Below are 19,878 nucleotides of genomic sequence, written 5' to 3'. Positions count from 1 at the left end.
GGATGAAGCGTCCTTGTAAGTGAAATGCCTGGCTGATGGACGGTCAGGCGGACCCTGAGTGGCTGTCGAGCAATGCCATGAACGCCTTTGCCGCATTCGACAGCGTTCGTTCCGTATGCAAAATGTAGCCTAGCTGGCGCGACAGCTGTATGCCGGGCAAGGCGATGGGTGCAACCTGTTCATCGAGCATAGTACGTGGCAGCACGCTCCACGCGAGGCCGATGGAAACCATCATCTTGATGGTCTCCAGGTAGTTGGTGCTCATGGCGATGTTCGGCGTCAGGCCCTGACTCTCGAACAAGCGCTGCACGATGTGATGGGTAAAGGTGTTGCCGCCGGGGAACACGGCGGGGTGGCGGGCGATATCGGCCAAGCTGACATCTCCATCAAGGGCCAGGGCGTGCTCCGGGGCCGCTACGAAATCCAGGGCGTCATCCCACACTGGAACGGCCCGGACCAGGTGATGGGGCTCGGGGGCCAGGGTGATCACTGCGATTTCCGCGCGGCCATGGAGAACTTCGTCGTAGGCCGTTTCTGAATCTAGGAACTGAATATCCAGTGCCACGGAAGGGTACTGTCGGGTGAAAGCCCTCAGCAGCGGGGGCAGGCGGTGCAGGCCGATATGATGGCTGGTGGCCAGGGTCAGGCGCCCGGTAACTTCTCCTGTCAAATTGGTCAGGGCGCGGCGCGTATCATCCAGTACATTGAGGATCTGATAGGCGCGAGGCAGCAGAGCTCGGCCGGCTTCGGTCAAGGTGACCTCACGGCCCAGGCGATCGAACAGGCGTACATCCAGTTGCTGCTCCAGGCCGGCGATGCGTTTGCTGACGGCAGGCTGGGTCAGGTGGAGGCGCTCACCGGCGCCGGAAAAACTTCCGGTTTCGGCGATGGCGATGAAGGCGCTGAGGTTGGCGAGATCCATGTGCTCGGATTCCTATTGGTTATCCAAAGTATAAAAATTATGAATTTGAGTTATTCAATCTAACCCCATAGCATCGTCCGTACAAGCCAAGGGGTTATTGGCATAGAAAGACGCTGATGAGGAACAGTCTGATGGCTGGCAAAACGCTCTACGACAAACTCTGGGATGCGCACGAAGTCAAACGGCGCGACGATGGCTCGTCCTTGATCTATATCGATCGTCACATCATCCATGAAGTGACTTCGCCGCAAGCTTTCGAAGGCCTGCGCCTGGCCAATCGCAAGCCATGGCGCATCGACGCCAACATCGCCACGCCCGACCACAACGTGCCGACCACGCCAGAGCGCAAGGGCGGTATCGAGGCCATCGTCGACCAAGTGTCGCGCCTGCAGGTGCAGACCCTGGACGAGAACTGTGACGAATACGGCATCGTCGAATTCAAGATGAACGACGAGCGCCAGGGCATCGTCCACGTCATCAGCCCGGAGCAGGGCGCCACCTTGCCGGGCATGACCGTAGTCTGCGGTGACTCGCACACCTCGACCCACGGCGCCTTCGGGGCCTTGGCCCATGGCATCGGCACCTCCGAGGTCGAGCACGTGCTCGCCACCCAGTGCCTGGTTGCCAAGAAGATGAAGAACATGTTGGTACGCGTCGAAGGCCAGTTGCCGGTCGGCGTCACCGCGAAGGATATCGTGCTTGCCGTCATCGGCAAGATCGGTACTGCCGGTGGCAATGGCCACGCCATGGAGTTCGCCGGCAGCGCCATCCGCGAGCTGTCGATGGAAGGCCGCATGACCATCTGCAACATGTCCATCGAAGCCGGGGCCCGTGTCGGGCTGGTGGCTACCGATGCGACCACCGTTGCCTATGTCGAGGGCCGTCCGTATGCGCCCAAGGGCGAGGACTGGAAACGTGCCGTCGAAGCCTGGAAAGACCTGGTCTCCGACGATGATGCCGTGTTCGACACCGTGGTCGAACTCGACGCTGCACAGATCAAGCCGCAGGTCAGCTGGGGCACTTCCCCGGAAATGGTGCTCGCCGTCGACCAGCGCGTGCCGGATCCGGCCGCCGAGGCCGATCTGATCAAGCGTGGTTCGATCGAGCGCGCGCTCAAGTACATGGGCCTTACTGCCAACCAGGCGATCACTGATATCCAGCTGGACCGCGTGTTCATCGGCTCCTGCACCAACTCGCGGATCGAAGACCTGCGCGCTGCGGCGGACATCGCCAAGGGCCGCAAGGTTGCCGCTACCGTCAAGCAGGCCATCGTCGTGCCGGGCTCGGGTCTGGTCAAGGCCCAGGCCGAGCGTGAGGGCTTGGACAAGATCTTCCTCGAGGCGGGCTTCGAGTGGCGTGAACCAGGTTGCTCCATGTGCCTGGCGATGAACCCGGACCGCCTGGAAAGCGGCGAGCATTGCGCCTCGACGTCCAATCGCAACTTCGAAGGCCGTCAGGGTGCCGGTGGTCGTACCCACCTGGTCAGCCCGGCCATGGCCGCCGCCGCTGCGGTAACTGGCCACTTCATCGATGTCCGCGAGTTGATCCAAGGGAGCGCAGCATGAAAGCCTTTACCCAGCACACCGGCCTCGTCGCGCCGTTGGATCGTGCCAACGTCGACACCGACCAGATCATCCCCAAGCAGTTTCTCAAGTCGATCAAGCGTACCGGCTTCGGCCCCAACCTGTTCGACGAGTGGCGCTACCTGGACGTGGGCCAGCCCTACCAAGACAACAGCAAGCGCCCGGTGAACAAGGAGTTCGTGCTCAACCACGAACGCTACCAAGGTGCCAGCGTGTTGCTGGCGCGGGAGAACTTCGGTTGCGGCTCCAGCCGCGAGCACGCACCTTGGGCGCTGGACGAGTACGGTTTCCGCAGCATCATTGCGCCGAGCTTTGCCGACATCTTCTTCAACAACAGCTTCAAGAACGGCCTGCTGCCGATCATCCTCAGCGATGAGGAAGTGGATGAGTTGTTCAAGCAGGTCGAAGCCAACCCGGGCTACCAGCTGACCATCGACTTGCAGGCGCAGGCTGTCACCCGTCCAGATGGCAAGGTGCTGCACTTCGAGATCGATGCGTTCCGCAAGCACTGCCTGCTCAACGGCCTGGACGACATCGGTCTGACCTTGCAGGACAGCGACGCGATCAAGGCCTTCGAAGGCAAGCACCGCGCCGCGCAGCCCTGGCTGTTCCGGGATGCCTGAAGCAGGTAGGTGACAGTACCGGCCTCTTCGCGGGCAAGCCCGCTCCTACAGATATCACAAGGCCTGAGGCAATGCTGTATTAGTGGGAGCGGGCTTGCCCGCGAAGAGGCCGGTACAGGCAATAAAACCAAAAGGATTCAATCATGACGGGTACCAGCCACACCGAAGTAGTCCAGCGCCAGTTCGGCGAGCAGGCCAGCGCCTACCTCAGCAGCACCGTGCATGCCCAGGGCAGCGAGTTCGCCCTGCTGCAGGCCGAGCTGCAAGGGCAGGGCGCTGCTCGCGTGCTGGACTTGGGCTGTGGCGCTGGTCATGTCAGTTTTCACGTGGCCCCACTGGTGGCCGAAGTGGTGGCATACGATCTTTCCCAGTCGATGCTTGACGTGGTTGCCAAGGCCGCCAGCGAGCGTGGGCTGGGCAATATCGTCACCGAGCGCGGCGCCGCCGAGCGTCTGCCGTTCGCCGACGCATCGTTCGACTTCGTCTTCAGCCGCTATTCGGCACATCACTGGAGCGACCTGGGCCTGGCCCTGCGTGAAGTGCGACGGGTGCTCAAGCCCGGTGGCGTGGCGGCATTCGTCGATGTCATGTCGCCGGGCAGCCCATTGCTCGACACCTACCTGCAAAGCGTCGAGGTGCTGCGCGACACCAGCCACGTGCGTGATTATTCTGCCGCCCAGTGGCAGCGCCAGGTCAGTGAGGCAGGGCTGTTCACGCGCAGCCATAGCCGTCAGCGCCTGCGTCTGGAGTTCGCATCCTGGGTGGAGCGCATGCGAACCCCAGAACCGATGCGTGTGGCCATTCGCCAGTTGCAGCAGGCGATGGGCGAGGAAGTGCGACAGTATTACCAGATCGAAGCCGATGGCTCCTTCAGCACCGATGTCCTGGTGCTGTGGGCCGAGCGATAGAGTTTTCGGCGTGGCTGAACGGGCCGCGCTGTTTGAATGAATAGAGGAAAGCATGAGCAAGCAGATTCTGATTCTCCCAGGTGATGGCATCGGTCCGGAAATCATGGCCGAGGCGGTCAAGGTGCTGGAACTGGCCAACGACAAGTTCGGCCTGGGCTTCGCCCTGGAGCACGACGTGATCGGTGGTGCGGCCATCGACAAGCACGGCGTACCGCTGGCTGACGAAACCCTGGAGCGCGCGCGCAAGGCCGATGCCGTGCTGCTCGGCGCCGTCGGCGGGCCGAAGTGGGACAAGATCGAGCGTGATATCCGTCCTGAGCGCGGTCTGCTGAAGATTCGTTCGCAACTGGGCCTGTTTGCCAACCTGCGTCCGGCGATCCTCTATCCGCAACTGGCTGACGCTTCGTCGCTCAAGCCCGAGATCGTCTCCGGGCTGGACATCCTCATCGTCCGCGAACTGACCGGTGGCATCTACTTCGGTGCTCCGCGCGGCCAGCGCGAACTCGAAGGCGGCGAGCGCCAGGCCTATGACACCCTGCCCTACAGCGAGAGTGAAGTGCGCCGCATCGCCCGTGTGGGCTTCGACATGGCTCGCGTGCGCGGCAAGAAACTGTGCTCGGTGGACAAGGCCAACGTCCTGGCTTCCAGCCAGCTGTGGCGTGAAGTGGTCGAAGACGTGGCCAAGGACTACCCGGACGTCGAACTGAGCCACATGTATGTCGACAACGCCGCGATGCAGCTGGTGCGAGCACCCAAGCAGTTCGACGTGGTGGTGACCGACAACATGTTCGGTGACATTCTGTCGGATGAGGCTTCCATGCTGACCGGTTCCATCGGCATGCTGCCTTCTGCTTCGCTGGATGCCGACAACAAGGGCATGTACGAGCCATGCCACGGCTCGGCGCCTGACATCGCAGGCCAGGGCATCGCCAACCCGCTGGCGACCATCCTCTCGGTGTCGATGATGCTGCGTTACAGCTTTAACCAGCAGGCCGCTGCCGAGGCGATCGAGCAGGCTGTGAGCCGGGTGCTGGATCAGGGGCTGCGTACCGGCGACATCTGGTCGGCCGGTTGCACCAAGGTCGGTACGCAGGAAATGGGCGACGCAGTAGTCGCAGCGCTGCGGAATCTGTAATCTCTCTGGCCCGCCATCGTTTCCCTTCGATGGCGGCCCACTTTTTAGCAAAGGTGTAGTTGCGATGAAACGTGTAGGTCTGATCGGTTGGCGCGGTATGGTCGGTTCCGTGCTCATGCAGCGGATGCTGGAGGAGCAGGACTTCGACCTTATCGAGCCGGTGTTCTTCACCACCTCCAACGTGGGTGGCCAAGGCCCGAACGTGGGCAAGGATATTGCTCCGCTCAAGGACGCTTATTCGATCGAAGAGCTCAAGACCCTCGACGTGATCCTGACTTGCCAGGGCGGCGACTACACCAACGAGGTCTTCCCCAAGCTGCGCGAAGCCGGCTGGCAGGGGTACTGGATCGACGCCGCCTCGTCCCTGCGCATGCAGGATGATGCGGTCATCATCCTCGACCCGGTCAACCGCAGGGTCATCGACCAGCAGCTGGACGCTGGCACCAAGAACTATATCGGCGGCAACTGCACCGTCAGCCTGATGCTGATGGGCCTGGGCGGGCTGTTCGAAGCCGGCCTGGTCGAGTGGATGAGCGCCATGACTTACCAGGCGGCCTCCGGTGCTGGTGCGCAGAACATGCGCGAGCTGATCAAGCAGATGGGGGCGACCCATGCCGCGGTGGCCGACGATCTGGCCAACCCGGCCAGCGCGATCCTCGACATCGATCGCAAGGTTGCCGAAGCCATGCGCAGCGAAGCCTACCCGACCGAGAACTTCGGCGTGCCGCTGGCCGGCAGCCTGATCCCGTGGATCGACAAGGAACTGCCGAACGGGCAGAGCCGTGAGGAGTGGAAGGCGCAGGCCGAGACCAACAAGATCCTCGGCCGCTTCAAGAGCCCGATTCCGGTCGATGGCATCTGCGTACGTATCGGCGCCATGCGCTGCCACAGCCAGGCCCTGACCATCAAGCTCAACAAGGACGTGCCGATCGCCGATATCGAAGGCATGATCAGCCAGCACAACCCCTGGGTGAAGCTGGTGCCGAACCAGCGCGAGATCAGCATGCAGGAACTGAGTCCGACCAACGTGACCGGTACCCTGAACATTCCGGTCGGTCGTCTGCGCAAGCTGAACATGGGTTCCCAGTACCTGGGGGCCTTCACTGTCGGCGACCAACTGCTGTGGGGCGCTGCCGAGCCACTGCGTCGCATGTTGCGGATTCTGCTGGAGCGTTGATCGCCTCAAGCTGAGCGAAAACCCGTGCTGGAGACAGCGCGGGTTTTTTGTTTGTGCGGCAATCAAGTAAAGTGCCGCTCCCGCCGTACCCGCAGAAGGAGCCAAACCATGAGCCAACCCCTAGATATCGCCGTTGTCGGCGCCACCGGCAGCGTCGGTGAGACCCTCGTGCAGATTCTCGAGGAGCTGGAGTTCCCGGTCGCGACCCTGCACCTGCTGGCCAGCATGGAGTCGGCGGGCAGCAGTGTGATGTTCGCCGGCAAGAAGGTGCGAGTGCGTGAGGTGGACAGCTTCGACTTCGCCCAGGTCAAGCTGGCGTTCTTCGCAGCAGGTGCTGCCGTCAGCCGCAGTTTTGCGCAGAAGGCACGCGAGGCCGGCTGCTCGGTGATCGATCTGTCGGGCGGGCTGGATGACGCGCTGGCGCTGGTGCCGGAGGCCAATGGCGAGGTCGTGGACAGCCTTGCATTGCCAGCCTTGCTGGCCAGCCCAAGCAGCGCCGCTGTTGCTCTGGCTGTCGCGTTGGCACCGCTCAAGGGGGTGCTGGATATCGAGCGGGTCCAGGTGATGGCCTGCCTGGCCATCTCGTCCCAGGGGCGCGAGGCGGTGAACGAGCTGGCGCGGCAGACGGCCGAGCTGCTCAACGCCCGCCCGTTGGAGCCGCGTTTCTTCGATCGCCAGGTGGCGTTCAACCTGCTGGCGCAGGTGGGTGCCACCGATGAGCAGGGGCATGCAACGCTGGAGCGTCGCCTAGTCAGCGAACTGCGCGTGCTGCTGGGGCTGCCTGAACTGAAGATTTCCGTGAGTTGCGTTCAAGTCCCGGTGTTTTTCGGCGATAGCTTCAGTGTGGCGGTGCAGAGCCGTCAGCCGGTCGATCTGCAGTCGGTCAACCAGGCGCTGGATGCCGCTGTCAGCGTCGAGCGTGTGGAAAATGACGATTATCCGACCCCTGTCGGTGACGCAGTGGGCCAAGACGTGGTCTATGTTGGTCGTGTACGCCATGGCGTCGATGAGGATCAGCAACTCAACCTGTGGCTGACCACCGACAACGTGCGCAAGGGTGCGGCGCTCAACGCCGTACAATTGGCGCAATTGTTGATAAAAAAAATGGCGTAAAAGATACTGGCCAGCAATTTTGTCCTACACCACTGGCAGGTTTTTAGGACGATTCATACAAGGGAAGAGGTCATGCTTCGAATTCGCAAACTGGTTCTGGCCATCGCGGCCGCCTCGGCGCTGTCGTCCGGCATGGCCAATGCCCTTGGCCTGGGGGAGTTGACCCTCAAGTCGGCGCAGAACCAGCCGCTGGATGCCGAGATCGAGTTGCTCGATGTGCGCGACCTCACCGCCGCCGAAGTGGCGCCGAGCCTGGCCCCTCCCGAGGAGTTCGCCAAGGCTGGGGTGACGCTGCCCGCCTATCTGGAAGACCTGACGTTCACGCCGGTGATCAACCCCAACGGTCGCAGCGTGTTGCGCGTGACATCCAGCAAGCCGCTGCCGGAGCCGGTGGTCAAGTTCCTGGTTCAGGTGATGTGGCCCCAAGGGCGGCTGTTGCGTGACTACAACGTGGCGCTCGACAAGCCGCAACAGGCCAACGCCAAGCCTGCCCAGGGCACCATCAGCCCGGCGGTGAGCGCCGCCAGCTACACCACGCGCCAGCGCGACACGCTCTGGCAGATCGCTGCGCGCAACACCCACGGCGGTTCGATCCAGCAGACCATGCTGGCGATCCAGGCCCTGAATCCCGATGCCTTCATCGGCAACAACATCAACCAGCTCAAGACCGCTCAGGTCCTGCGTCTTCCTGACCAGCAGCAGATCCGCAGCATCGCCCAGGGCGAGGCGATCCGCGAGGTTTCCGAGCAGTACGCGGCCTGGCGCGAAGGTCGGCGCCTGGGGCCGCGTGCGCGGCAGTTGGACGCTACCCGTCGAGGTGCCGCCGAAGCCGCGCCTGCACGTATCGCCCAGGGCGATAACCTGCGGCTGGTTGCGCCCGGCACCCAGGCGGGTGCCGGTAGTGCCAAGGCCCTCAGCGACAAGCTGGCCGTGGCCCAGGAAAGCCTGGATACCAGCCGCCGCGACAACGAAGAACTCAAGAGCCGGATGACCGACCTGCAGAGCCAGCTGGACAAGCTGCAGCGTCTGATCGAATTGAAGAACGACCAACTGGCGCGTCTCGAGGCGCAAGGTGCCGCCGAGCCGGCAGCGCCTGTAGCCGCGACGCCGCCGGTCGAGCCGGTGGTCAACGCCCAGCTGGCGCCTGGCGAACCTGCGGTCACGCCACCGCCAGCAGCGGCGGATACTGCGCCGCAAGCAGCGGCGGCGCCAGAGCAGCAGCCGAGCGTACTCGACGAACTGCTGGGCAACCCGCTGCTGCTGGCGCTGTTGGCGGGCTCGGCCTTCCTCGTGTTGCTGCTCCTGTTGCTGCTTCTGGCGCGCAAGCGCAAGGCCCAGCAGGAAGCAGAGAAGCACCTGCGCATGGCGCGGGCCCTGGCCGAGGAAGGTGAGCGCGGTCCGGATCTGGACCTGCCGCCCAGCAGTTTCGATGGGCTGGATGTCTCGGCGCCGAGCGTGACCTTGGCGCCTGCCGTGGTGGCGGCCTCTGCTGCAGCCGCGGCTGCGGCGGAAAAACCAGTCGTTGCCAGCGCTCCGGCTGATGCCGATCCGCACGCGGCGCTGTTGGCCGAGGTCGACGAGAGTGTCGCCAAGGGGCGCTTGAACCACGCCGCGACTCTGCTGGAGCCGGTGGTGGCTGCTGAGCCGCAGCGCAGCGACCTGCGCCTGAAACTGATGGAAGTCTACGCCCGCCAAGGTGATCAGGACGCGTTCGCCGGCCAGGAGCGTCAGTTGCCCGGTACACCTGAGAACCAGGGCGAAGTCGAGGGGCTCAAGCAGCGTTATCCGGCCATGCTCGGTGTTGCAGCGGTGGCAGGGCTCGGCGCGGCTGCGCTGGCGGCGGAGATGGACGAGCAGTATGTGCAGGAGCTGCTTCAGGAGCACGAGGCTGCACCTGCCGCAGAGCCCGAGCCGGTTGTCGACGAAGCGGTAGCGGTGGCGCCCGAGCCTGAGCCTGAGCTGGACAGCGTGCCGGACCTCGACGACGTGACCGCCACCGCCACGGACGATCTGGACAGCGCGTTCGACCTGAGTCTGGACGATGACCTGACGCTCGACGACCCGCTCGATGCCCCGGTGCTGGATGCACCTGAGGCGACGCAAGCGCTCGAGGTCGTGGCTGAGCCGGCGATTCAGCCCGAGCCGGTCGCCGAGAGTGATGCCGACGACGATTTCGAAGCGTTGCTGGCGCAGGCTCAGGCGCAATCCGAGCCACAAAGCCTGGATGATCTGGCGGACTTCGATCTGGATGTCGGTGAGTCTGCGGTAGCCGCGCCGCCTGCTGCCGAGCCGGAGGCGCCCGTGGATGTCGCTGCCGAGCTGGCTGCCTTCGACGAGATTCCGGAATTCGACCCGATTTCCGAGCTCGAGCTGCCGGACGACTTCGACCTGTCGTTGTCGCTGGATGACGAATCGCCGGCCGACAAGCACTTCGCCTCGGAGCTCAGTGACGTCAACGCCGAGCTCGACAAGTTGTCGCAGAGCCTGGCATCGCCGTCGCTGGAGCCGCACTTCACTGCCGAGGATGCGGCGCTCGAGCCTGGAGCCCTGGATGACCTGGACTTCGACTTCTTCTCCGGCACCGACGAAGTGGCCACCAAGCTCGACCTGGCTCGCGCCTACATCGACATGGGCGATCACCAGGGCGCCCGGGATATCCTCGACGAGGTGGTCAAGGATGGCGACGACGGTCAGCGCCAGGAGGCGCAGGACATGCTGTCGCGTCTGGTCTGACGCGTAGCTGGCCCTGATCGGACAACGGCAGCCCTGAGGGCTGCCGTTGTCGTTATAATGGCCACCTTTTCGTTTCATCCACAGGTTTGGCTTTCTTGGACATCAACGACATCGACACGGCCGAATCGGCGGCTGAAGGGTACTCGCGCATCGCCCTGGGCGTGGAATACAAAGGTTCGCGCTACCGCGGCTGGCAACGCCAGGCCAGCGGCGTGCCCAGTGTCCAGCAGGCGCTGGAGCAGGCATTGTCGAAGGTCGCCGACTCGCCGATCAGTGTCATGTGCGCCGGGCGCACCGACGCAGGCGTTCACGGCTGCGGCCAGGTGGTGCACTTCGATACCCGTGCAGTGCGTGACGAGCGTGCCTGGACCCTGGGCACCAACTTCAACCTGCCCCATGACATCAGCGTGGCCTGGGCGCGGACGATGCCTGCGCACTTCCATGCGCGGTTCAAGGCCACCGCCCGGCGTTACCGCTACGTCATCTACAACGATCCGATCCGTCCGGCGCACCTGGCCGAAGAGGTGACCTGGAATCACCGCCCGCTGGATGTCGCGGCGATGGCCGAGGCCGCCGAATACTTGCTCGGCACCCATGACTTCAGCGCGTTCAGGGCCAGCCAGTGCCAGGCCAAGTCGCCGATCAAGCATATCCACCACCTGCGTGTTACCCGCCATGGTCGGATGATCGTGCTCGATGTACGTGCCACGGCCTTCCTGCATCACATGGTGCGCAATATCGCTGGTGTGCTCATGACCATCGGTGCTGGCGAGCGCCCTGTGGAGTGGGCCCGTGAGGTGCTCGAGGGGCGCAACCGTCGGGAGGGGGGCGTGACGGCGCACCCTTACGGCCTGTACCTGGTGCAGGTGGAGTATCCGGAAGAGTTCGCCCTGCCGCAGCGTTACATCGGCCCACACTTTCTTACAGGCTACGAGGCGTTGGCAGACTGACGGGCGAAACGTCATTTGCTAACATCCGGCCCTTCACCGATCACTCAAGGTTCGTCGTCCATGAGCAACGTCCGCACCAAGATCTGCGGGATTACCCGCATCGAAGATGCGCTGGCCGCCGTCGAGGCCGGTGCCGATGCCATTGGCTTCGTCTTCTATGCCAAGAGCCCGCGCGCGGTGGATGTGCGCCAGGCGCGGGCGATCATCGAGCAGTTGCCGCCCTTCGTGACCACGGTGGGGCTGTTCGTCAACGCGTCACGCTGTGAGCTGAACGAGATCCTCGAGGTGGTTCCACTGGACCTGCTACAGTTCCACGGCGACGAAACCCCCGCTGATTGCGGAGGCTATCATCGCCCGTGGATCAAGGCCCTGCGAGTGCGCCCCGGGGATGATATCGAGGCTGCCTGCCAGCAGTACTCCGGCGCCCGTGGCATTCTCCTGGACACCTACGTGGCCGGCGTGCCGGGGGGGACTGGCGAAGCCTTCGATTGGTCGCTGGTGCCGAAGCGCCTGAGCAAGCCGATCATCCTCGCGGGCGGGTTGTCGGCGGACAACGTCGGCCAGGCCATTGCCCAGGTTCGACCCTATGCGGTGGACGTCAGTGGCGGCGTCGAGCAGGCCAAGGGCATCAAGGATGCCAGCAAGATCGAAGCCTTCATGCGCGCGGTCCGCGCGGCGTGACGGTGGATGTGACGGTTGGCGGCGTGCCATCGTCCATAGCTATCGCAGCCCGGTGCTGCCCGGCTGGCCCCGTGGGGCTGGTCATCAGAACACGCGACGCCAGGGGCGTCGGCGTACAGGTTGAAGGTGCAGTGGTGCGCGGGTGGTCCCCGTGACCGGTCCATCGTCGTTTCGAACACGAATTTGAGCTCAAGGGTCGGGGCAGGGCAGGCGACAGCAAGCCCGCCAGCGGCCAAAACGGGAGAATAGAGCATGAGCAACTGGTTGGTAGACAAACTGATCCCTTCGATCATGCGTTCCGAGGTGAAGAAGAGCTCGGTGCCGGAAGGCCTGTGGCACAAGTGCCCGGCTTGCGAAGCCGTGCTGTATCGTCCGGAGCTGGAAAAAACACTCGACGTCTGCCCCAAGTGCAACCATCACATGCGTATCGGCGCCCGTGAGCGTATCGACATCTTCCTCGATGCCGAAGGCCGCGCCGAGCTGGGTGCCGACCTGGAACCGGTCGATCGCCTGAAGTTCCGTGATGGCAAGAAGTACAAGGATCGCCTGACCGCTGCCCAGAAGCAGACTGGCGAGAAGGACGCGCTGGTCTCGGTCAGCGGTACCCTCATGGGCATGCCGATCGTGGTCAGCGCCTTCGAGTTCTCCTTCATGGGTGGTTCGATGGGTGCCATCGTCGGCGAGCGCTTTGTGCGCGCAGCCAACTACGCCCTGGAAAACCGTTGCCCGATGATCTGTTTCTCCGCCTCCGGCGGTGCGCGCATGCAGGAAGCGCTGATCTCGCTGATGCAGATGGCCAAGACCTCGGCGGTGCTGGCGCGCCTGCGTGAAGAGGGCATCCCGTTCATCTCGGTGCTGACCGACCCGGTCTATGGTGGTGTATCCGCCAGCCTCGCGATGCTGGGCGATGTCATCGTTGGCGAACCGAAGGCGTTGATCGGCTTTGCCGGCCCGCGTGTGATCGAGCAGACCGTGCGCGAAAAACTGCCAGAGGGCTTCCAGCGCAGCGAGTTCCTGCTGGAGCACGGCGCCATCGACCTGATCATCTCCCGTCATGAGCTGCGTCCACGCCTGGCCCGCCTGTTGGCCCAGATGACCGGCCAACCGACCCCCGAGCAGGCGAAAGAAGCGGCCGTCGTCGCGTGATGAGCCAGCGTACTCTGGGCGAGTGGCTCGCATACCTCGAGCAGTTGCACCCTTCGGCCATCGACATGGGCCTGGAGCGTTCGCAGCAGGTGCTGGCGCGCCTCGCGCTCGGTCGGCTGGCGCCGCGGGTGGTGACGGTTACCGGCACCAACGGCAAGGGCTCGACCTGCGCGTTCGTCGCCTCGCTGCTGCGTGCCCAGGGGCTGAAGGTCGGCGTGTACAGCTCGCCGCACCTGTTGCGTTACAACGAAAGGGTGCTGATCGATGGCGTCGAAGCCAGCGATGAGCGACTGTGCGAAGCCTTCGCCGCCGTCGAGGCGGTGCGGGGCGAGATTTCCCTTACCTACTTCGAGATGGGTACGTTGGCGGCGTTCTGGCTGTTCCAGCAGTCGCAGCTCGATGCCGTGGTGCTCGAAGTGGGCCTTGGTGGCCGTCTGGACACCGTGAACGTGGTGGATGCCGACCTGGCGCTGGTGACCAGCATCGGTGTCGACCATGTCGATTACCTGGGTGATACCCGCGAACTGGTGGCCTTCGAGAAGGCTGGCATCTTCCGTGCGGGCAAGCCGGCGCTGTGCGGCGACCTGGACCCACCGCAGCCGCTGCTGGACAAGGCCGCCGAACTGGCTGCGCCGCTGTTCCTGCGTGGGCGTGAGTTCGACCTTGGCAGCGCTGAAGGCCGCTGGAGCTGGCGTGGTACTGCGACCGATGGTCAGTCGGTGGAGCTGCATGACCTGCCGCTGCTCGACCTGCCCATGGAAAACGCTGCCCTGGCACTGCAGGCCTATCTGCTGATGGGTTTGCCGTGGCAGGCAGCGCAAGTTCGCCAGGCATTGCTCGATACCCGCATTACCGGTCGCCTGGACCGTCGCCAGTTGACCTGGCAGGGCAAGGCGGTGGAGCTGCTGCTGGATGTCGGGCACAACCCGCATGCCGCCGAGTACCTGGCTCGCCGCCTGGCTGCACGCCCGCTGAAGGGGCGTCGCCTGGCGGTTTTCGGCCTGCTCGCAGACAAGGACCTGGAAGGCGTGATCGCGCCATTGCAGGGCTTGGTCGACGACTGGGCGGTAACCCCTCTGGACACCCCGCGCAGCCGCACCGCTGCCGAACTGGCCACCGCCTTGACGAACGAAGGTGCTACGGTGAAGTCTTATGCCAGTGTCGCCGCAGCCCTCGAAGGGCAGTGTGCACAGGCAACGGCGGATGACCAGATCCTGCTGTTCGGTTCGTTTTTCTGCGTCGGCCAAGCCTTGGAATGGCTCGAGCGGCAGGCCCCGGAGGATGGAGTAGATGGCAGTGCTGGATAAAGGGATGAAGCAGCGCATGGTCGGTGCGCTGGTGCTGGTGGCGCTGGCGGTGATCTTCCTGCCGATGCTGTTCACCCGCGAGGACGAGATGCGCCAGGTGCGTGTCGAGGCGCCCCAGGCGCCGGCCATGGCAAGCCTGCCTGAGGTCAAGGTGGAGCCTGTGCAGGTGCCGGAGCCCCAGGCGCTGCCCGATCCCTCGGAGCAAGCGCCGGTGGTGGTCGATGAGTCCACTGCGCCGGTCAGCGCGCCAAGCCAGCCGATCACTCCGTCGCCTTCGCAGGTCGCCCAGGTGCCGGTGGTCAAGCCGCCAGCGCCTGCCGCTAAAGTTGAAACGCGCCCGGTGCAGCCTGCCACTCCGGCACCTGCTGCCACCGCCAGTGCAAGCAAGCCGGCGGCAGCGTCGAAGATCGACGCCAACGGCCTGCCGGTAAGTTGGTCGATCCAACTGGCCAGCCTGTCCAACCGCGCTGGGGCCGATAACCTGCAGAAGACCCTGCGCAGTCAGGGCTACAACGCCTACATCCGTTCGGCTGACGGGATGAATCGGGTGTTCGTCGGTCCGCTGATCGACCGCGCTGAAGCCGAGCGTGTGCGTGATGTGATCAACCGCCAGCAGAATCTCAAGGGTATCGTGGTTCGTTTCCAGCCGGAACGAGGCTGAATCCGGACGGCCCTGCCCGATCTGCGCATTGATGCAGGTCGGGCAGGGCCGTTTTTCGTTCGGATTCCATCCTTCGCGAATGCGGCAAAGTTGTCCTGGAAGTCAGGCTGCAGGCCTTCAGCGACGTGACATTCCGCTTACCCCAAGCCCTTCGCTCTGTTAAAATGCGCCGCCTCAAACGTCTGCAGGCAGCACCGTGGCATTTACCTGGGTTGATTGGGCGATCATTGCGGTCGTCGCCGTTTCCTCACTGATCAGTCTCAAGCGCGGCTTCGTCAAGGAAGCCTTGTCCTTGCTCATCTGGATCATTGCCGGCGCGGTCGCCTGGATGTTCGGCGGGTCGCTGTCGCAGTACCTGGAGAGCTATATCCAGACACCGTCGGCACGAATCATCGCCGGGTGTACCATTCTTTTCGTCGCCACCCTGTTGGTGGGGGCGATGATCAACTTCCTCGTCGGCGAGCTGATCCGCGTGACCGGGCTGTCCGGCACCGATCGTTTCCTCGGCATGGCGTTCGGCGCCGCGCGCGGGGCCTTGCTGGTGGTGGTGGCCGTCGGGCTGCTCAGCCTGGGCCCGGTACAACAGGATCCGTGGTGGCAGGAATCACGCCTGATACCACAATTTCTATTGGTCGCTGACTGGTCGAAGAACCTGATTCTCGGTTTTGCCGGTCAGTGGATGTCCAGTGGGATCAGCTCTCCAGTTGATCTTCCGTTCAAGGAACAGCTGCTCGGTCCATCCCGGCCCTGAGCGCTTTTCACTCAAGTTTCGTCAAAGTAGGGGTTGCGTCGCATGTGTGGCATCGTCGGTATCGTCGGTAAGTCGAACGTCAATCAGGCGCTGTATGACGCGCTAACGGTCCTCCAGCACCGCGGCCAGGACGCTGCCGGTATCGTTACCAGCCATGACGGCCGGTTGTTCCTGCGCAAGGATAATGGCCTGGTGCGCGACGTCTTCCAGCAGCGCCACATGCAGCGCCTGGTCGGCCACATGGGCATCGGCCATGTGCGCTACCCGACCGCGGGCAGCTCCACCTCGGCCGAGGCCCAGCCGTTCTACGTCAACTCGCCATATGGCATCACCCTTGCGCACAACGGCAACCTGACCAACGTCGAGCAGTTGGCCAAGGAGATCTACGAGTCCGACCTGCGTCACGTCAACACCAATTCCGACTCGGAAGTGCTGCTCAACGTGTTCGCCCATGAGCTGGCTGTACGCGGCAAGCTGCAGCCGACCGAGGAAGACGTGTTCGCGGCGGTCTCTCACGTGCACAGCCGCTGCGTCGGTGGCTATGCGGTGGTGGCGATGATCACCGGCTACGGCATCGTCGGCTTCCGCGATCCCAACGGGATTCGCCCGGTGGTGTTCGGCCAGCGCCACACCGACGAAGGCGTCGAGTACATGATCGCCTCCGAAAGCGTTGCCCTGGACGTCCTCGGCTTCACCCTGATCCGTGACCTGGCGCCGGGTGAAGCGGTATACATCACCGAAGAAGGGCAGATGTACACCAAGCAGTGTGCCAACAACCCGAAACTGCAGCCCTGCATCTTCGAGCATGTCTACCTGGCCCGTCCTGACTCGATCATGGATGGCGTCTCGGTGTACAAGGCGCGTCTGCGCATGGGCGAGAAGCTGGCCGAGAAGATCCGTCGCGAGCGCCCCGAGCACGACATCGACGTGGTCATCCCGATCCCGGACACCAGCCGCACCGCGGCCCTGGAGCTGGCCAACCACCTGGGTGTGAAGTTCCGCGAAGGCTTCGTCAAGAACCGCTACATCGGCCGTACCTTCATCATGCCCGGCCAGGCTGCGCGCAAGAAGTCCGTACGCCAGAAGCTCAACGCCATCGAACTCGAGTTCCGTGGCAAGAACGTGATGCTGGTGGACGACTCGATCGTGCGTGGTACCACCTGCAAGCAGATCATCCAGATGGCCCGTGAGGCAGGCGCGAAGAACGTCTACTTCTGCTCCGCGGCGCCGGCTGTGCGTTACCCCAACGTCTACGGCATCGACATGCCGAGCGCTCACGAACTGATCGCCCACAACCGTACCACCGAACAGGTGGCCGAGTTGATTGGCGCCGACTGGCTGATTTATCAGGACCTGCCGGACCTGATCGAATCGGTCGGTGGTGGCAAGATCAAGATCGATCACTTCGATTGCGCGGTGTTCAACGGTGAATACGTCACCGGCGACATCGACGATGCCTATCTGGAACGTATCGAGCAGGCTCGTAACGATGCGGCCAAGGTCAAGACCCAGGCTGTCAGCGCGATCATCGACCTGTACAACAACTGACTTTGGGCTTTTTAGGAGTAACGGCATGACGGATCAATGGGATGCCGGACGGCTGGACAGCGACCTGGAGGGTGTCGGTTTCGACACCCTGGCAGTGCGTGCCGGTCAGCACCGTACGCCTGAGGGCGAGCACAGCGAAGCACTGTTCCTGACCTCCAGCTATGTCTTCCGCACGGCCGCCGATGCGGCTGCGCGGTTTGCTGGCGAAACGCCGGGCAACGTTTATTCGCGCTACACCAACCCGACCGTGCGTGCCTTCGAGGAGCGCCTGGCGGCCATGGAAGGCGCAGAGCAGGCCGTGGCGACTTCCACCGGCATGGCGGCGATTCTCGCCGTGGTCATGTCGCTGTGCAGCGCTGGCGATCACGTGCTGGTATCGCAGAGCGTGTTCGGCTCGACCATCAGCCTGTTCGAGAAGTATTTCAAGCGCTTCGGCGTGCAGGTGGACTATGTGCCGCTGGTCGATCTCAGCGGTTGGAAGAACGCCCTCAAGGCCAACACCAAGCTGCTGATCGTCGAGTCGCCGTCCAACCCGCTGGCAGAACTGGTGGATATCGCTGCACTGGCCGAAATCGCCCATGCCGGTGGCGCGATGCTGGTGGTGGACAACTGCTTCAGCACTCCGGCGCTGCAGCAACCACTCAAGCTGGGTGCCGACATCGTCTTCCACTCCGCGACCAAGTTCATTGACGGCCAGGGTCGTTGCATGGGCGGTGTGGTTGCCGGTCGTGCCGAGCAGATGAAGGAAGTGGTGGGCTTTCTGCGTACCGCGGGGCCGACCCTCAGCCCGTTCAATGCCTGGATTTTCACCAAGGGCCTGGAGACCCTCAAGCTGCGCATGCGTGCACACTGCGAGAGCGCGCAGGCCTTGGCTGAGTGGCTGGAGCAGCAGGATGGTGTAGAGAAGGTGCATTACGCCGGCCTGCCAAGCCACCCGCAACACGAACTGGCCAAGCGCCAGATGAGTGGCTTCGGCGCGGTGGTCAGCTTTGAGGTCAAGGGCGGCAAAGAGGGCGCCTGGCGCTTTATCGACGCCACCCGGGTGATTTCGATCACCACGAACCTGGGTGACAGCAAGACCACCATCGCCCATCCGGCGACCACCTCCCACGGTCGTCTGAGCCCGCAGGAGCGTGAGGCGGCCGGCATCCGCGACAGCCTGATTCGTGTTGCGGTGGGGCTTGAGGACGTCGCCGATCTGCAGGCCGACCTGGCGCGTGGGTTGGCAGCGCTGTGATCGACTGGACAGGTGGCGAGCCAGACCATAACGGTCGGGTGGCCTTGGTAACCGGTGCCGCCCGCGGCATCGGCCTGGGCATCGCCGCCTGGCTGATCTGCGAAGGTTGGCAGGTGGTGTTGAGTGACCTGGACCGCCAGCGCGGTGCCAAGGTTGCCAAGACCCTGGGCAGCAACGCCTTGTTCATCGCCATGGACGTCTCCGACGAGGCCCAGGTCAGCGCTGGTGTGGCGCAGGTGCTGGGCCAATTCGGGCGTCTGGATGCGCTGGTGTGCAATGCGGCCATCGCCAACCCGCACAACCATACGCTTGAGAGCCTGAGTCTTGCGCAATGGAATCGTGTATTGGCGGTCAACCTCAGTGGCGCGATGCTGTTGGCCAAGCACTGTGCGCCTTACCTGCGCGCGCATGGCGGGGCGATCGTCAACCTGGCCTCCACACGTGCACGTCAGTCGGAGCCGGACACCGAGGCCTATGCCGCGAGCAAGGGCGGGCTGCTGGCACTGACTCACGCCCTGGCGATGAGCCTGGGGCCGGAGATCCGGGTCAACGCCGTCAGCCCTGGCTGGGTCGACGCGCGCGATCCGTCCCAGCGCCGCGCTGAACCCCTCACCGAAGCCGACCATGCCCAGCATCCAACGGGCAGGGTAGGGACGGTGGAGGATGTTGCGGCACTGGTGGCCTGGCTGTTGTCGCGTCAGGCTGGATTCGTCACCGGCCAGGAGTTTGTGGTCGATGGCGGCATGAGCCGCAAGATGATCTACAGCTGACGCGTCACTTGCCGCTGTGCAAAGCAAAGGAGCCGACAAGGCTCCTTTTTCGTTCTGGCGCTTTTTCAGGTTTTTGAAAAAAAATTCAACGGGGCTATTGACTTAGCATCGGTACCTGCGTAAATTTCGCGGCCTCAGCGAAGCAAACGCAACAAGCAACATCGCGAGGGTGATTAGCTCAGCCGGGAGAGCATCTGCCTTACAAGCAGAGGGTCGGCGGTTCGATCCCGTCATCACCCACCACTTCCTGAGATTGTTCCTGGCCCGGGACGCTTCGAAAGAGGCTTCCTACCAGAGAGGAACAGGACGCAAGTCCACATGCGCAGCGGTAGTTCAGTCGGTTAGAATACCGGCCTGTCACGCCGGGGGTCGCGGGTTCGAGTCCCGTCCGCTGCGCCACTTACTTTAACAGATGGGTGAGATTCACCGGTCTGTGGCATAAAGGCAAGACCTTTCTGCCAGATCCCAGTTTCAAGCAGGTTAAGGCCTGCAAGATACGCAGCGGTAGTTCAGTCGGTTAGAATACCGGCCTGTCACGCCGGGGGTCGCGGGTTCGAGTCCCGTCCGCTGCGCCATCTTCTGCTTTGAGGCCCTAGAACTCCTCGAAGCGACATTGAAGGCGATGAACCAATC

The 19,878-nt window shown here is 63.5% G+C and carries 17 protein-coding genes and 3 tRNA genes; 19 read left to right on the top strand and 1 reads right to left on the bottom strand.

Annotation, left to right across the window (positions count from 1 at the left end; translation table 11 throughout):
• Positions 1-43: 43 nt before the first annotated feature.
• The gene (locus HU729_RS01070) at positions 44-922 is read right to left on the bottom strand and encodes a LysR family transcriptional regulator (RefSeq protein ID WP_186666785.1); all 879 of its coding nucleotides are present in this window, start codon (positions 920-922) and stop codon (positions 44-46) included.
• Between the two features lie 131 nt (positions 923-1,053).
• Here HU729_RS01070 and leuC point away from each other — a divergent pair, with 131 nt between their 5' ends.
• The 19 genes from leuC (at position 1,054) to HU729_RS00975 (ending at position 19,820) form a co-directional block, all read left to right on the top strand.
• Positions 1,054-2,487 carry a 3-isopropylmalate dehydratase large subunit gene (leuC, locus tag HU729_RS01065; RefSeq protein ID WP_125930420.1) on the top strand — a complete coding sequence of 478 codons (1,434 nt, stop codon included), beginning with the start codon at positions 1,054-1,056 and terminating at the stop codon, positions 2,485-2,487.
• Positions 2,484-3,128: a 3-isopropylmalate dehydratase small subunit gene (leuD, locus tag HU729_RS01060; RefSeq protein WP_186666784.1), complete on the top strand. Its 645-nt coding sequence runs from the start codon at positions 2,484-2,486 to the stop codon at positions 3,126-3,128. The genes leuC and leuD overlap by 4 nt, the downstream gene beginning before the upstream one ends.
• Positions 3,129-3,271: 143 nt before the next feature.
• A complete protein-coding gene (locus HU729_RS01055; RefSeq protein WP_186666783.1) occupies positions 3,272-4,036 on the top strand; it encodes a class I SAM-dependent methyltransferase in 765 nt (254 codons plus the stop codon).
• A 52-nt stretch (positions 4,037-4,088) separates the two neighbouring features.
• Positions 4,089-5,171, top strand: a complete 1,083-nt coding sequence (leuB, locus tag HU729_RS01050) for a 3-isopropylmalate dehydrogenase (protein ID WP_186707937.1) — start codon at positions 4,089-4,091, stop codon at positions 5,169-5,171.
• A gap of 64 nt (positions 5,172-5,235) precedes the next feature.
• The gene (gene asd, locus HU729_RS01045) at positions 5,236-6,348 is read left to right on the top strand and encodes an aspartate-semialdehyde dehydrogenase (RefSeq protein WP_186666781.1); all 1,113 of its coding nucleotides are present in this window, start codon (positions 5,236-5,238) and stop codon (positions 6,346-6,348) included.
• Between the two features lie 108 nt (positions 6,349-6,456).
• Positions 6,457-7,461, top strand: coding sequence for an aspartate-semialdehyde dehydrogenase (locus HU729_RS01040; protein WP_186707935.1), 1,005 nt, complete (start codon positions 6,457-6,459; stop codon positions 7,459-7,461).
• A 72-nt stretch (positions 7,462-7,533) separates the two neighbouring features.
• Entirely contained in the window at positions 7,534-10,194 is a 2,661-nt protein-coding gene (locus HU729_RS01035) for a FimV/HubP family polar landmark protein (RefSeq protein WP_186707933.1), read from the top strand.
• A gap of 101 nt (positions 10,195-10,295) precedes the next feature.
• Positions 10,296-11,144 carry a tRNA pseudouridine(38-40) synthase TruA gene (truA, locus tag HU729_RS01030; protein WP_346655279.1) on the top strand — a complete coding sequence of 283 codons (849 nt, stop codon included), beginning with the start codon at positions 10,296-10,298 and terminating at the stop codon, positions 11,142-11,144.
• A 60-nt stretch (positions 11,145-11,204) separates the two neighbouring features.
• Positions 11,205-11,825: a phosphoribosylanthranilate isomerase gene (locus HU729_RS01025; RefSeq protein WP_186666778.1), complete on the top strand. Its 621-nt coding sequence runs from the start codon at positions 11,205-11,207 to the stop codon at positions 11,823-11,825.
• A gap of 252 nt (positions 11,826-12,077) precedes the next feature.
• Positions 12,078-12,971, top strand: coding sequence for an acetyl-CoA carboxylase, carboxyltransferase subunit beta (gene accD / locus HU729_RS01020; protein WP_186707929.1), 894 nt, complete (start codon positions 12,078-12,080; stop codon positions 12,969-12,971).
• Positions 12,971-14,278, top strand: a complete 1,308-nt coding sequence (gene folC, locus HU729_RS01015) for a bifunctional tetrahydrofolate synthase/dihydrofolate synthase (RefSeq protein WP_186707927.1) — start codon at positions 12,971-12,973, stop codon at positions 14,276-14,278. The genes accD and folC overlap by 1 nt, the downstream gene beginning before the upstream one ends.
• Positions 14,262-14,939 carry an SPOR domain-containing protein gene (locus HU729_RS01010; RefSeq protein WP_186707925.1) on the top strand — a complete coding sequence of 226 codons (678 nt, stop codon included), beginning with the start codon at positions 14,262-14,264 and terminating at the stop codon, positions 14,937-14,939. Before folC ends, HU729_RS01010 begins: the two co-directional genes overlap by 17 nt.
• 196 nt (positions 14,940-15,135) lie before the next feature.
• Positions 15,136-15,690: a CvpA family protein gene (locus HU729_RS01005; protein ID WP_186666775.1), complete on the top strand. Its 555-nt coding sequence runs from the start codon at positions 15,136-15,138 to the stop codon at positions 15,688-15,690.
• A 42-nt stretch (positions 15,691-15,732) separates the two neighbouring features.
• Complete coding sequence (gene purF / locus HU729_RS01000) at positions 15,733-17,238, top strand: amidophosphoribosyltransferase (RefSeq protein WP_186707923.1); 1,506 nt, start codon at positions 15,733-15,735, stop codon at positions 17,236-17,238.
• A 25-nt stretch (positions 17,239-17,263) separates the two neighbouring features.
• The gene (locus tag HU729_RS00995; protein ID WP_186707921.1) at positions 17,264-18,475 is read left to right on the top strand and encodes an O-succinylhomoserine sulfhydrylase; all 1,212 of its coding nucleotides are present in this window, start codon (positions 17,264-17,266) and stop codon (positions 18,473-18,475) included.
• Positions 18,472-19,245 (top strand): SDR family oxidoreductase, encoded by a 774-nt coding sequence (locus tag HU729_RS00990; RefSeq protein ID WP_186707919.1) that lies wholly within the window; start codon positions 18,472-18,474, stop codon positions 19,243-19,245. Before HU729_RS00995 ends, HU729_RS00990 begins: the two co-directional genes overlap by 4 nt.
• Positions 19,246-19,412: 167 nt before the next feature.
• Positions 19,413-19,488, top strand: a tRNA-Val gene (locus tag HU729_RS00985).
• A gap of 79 nt (positions 19,489-19,567) precedes the next feature.
• Positions 19,568-19,644: transfer RNA gene (locus HU729_RS00980), tRNA-Asp, on the top strand.
• 99 nt (positions 19,645-19,743) lie between these two features.
• Positions 19,744-19,820 (top strand) — tRNA-Asp (locus HU729_RS00975).
• The last annotated feature ends 58 nt before the right edge of the window (positions 19,821-19,878 follow it).

The sequence above is a fragment of the Pseudomonas sp. RW10S2 genome, assembly GCF_014268985.1.
Classification (GTDB): domain Bacteria; phylum Pseudomonadota; class Gammaproteobacteria; order Pseudomonadales; family Pseudomonadaceae; genus Aquipseudomonas; species Aquipseudomonas wayambapalatensis.
Note: the sequence above shows the minus strand (reverse complement) of the source record. Positions and strands in the feature narration are given on the sequence as shown.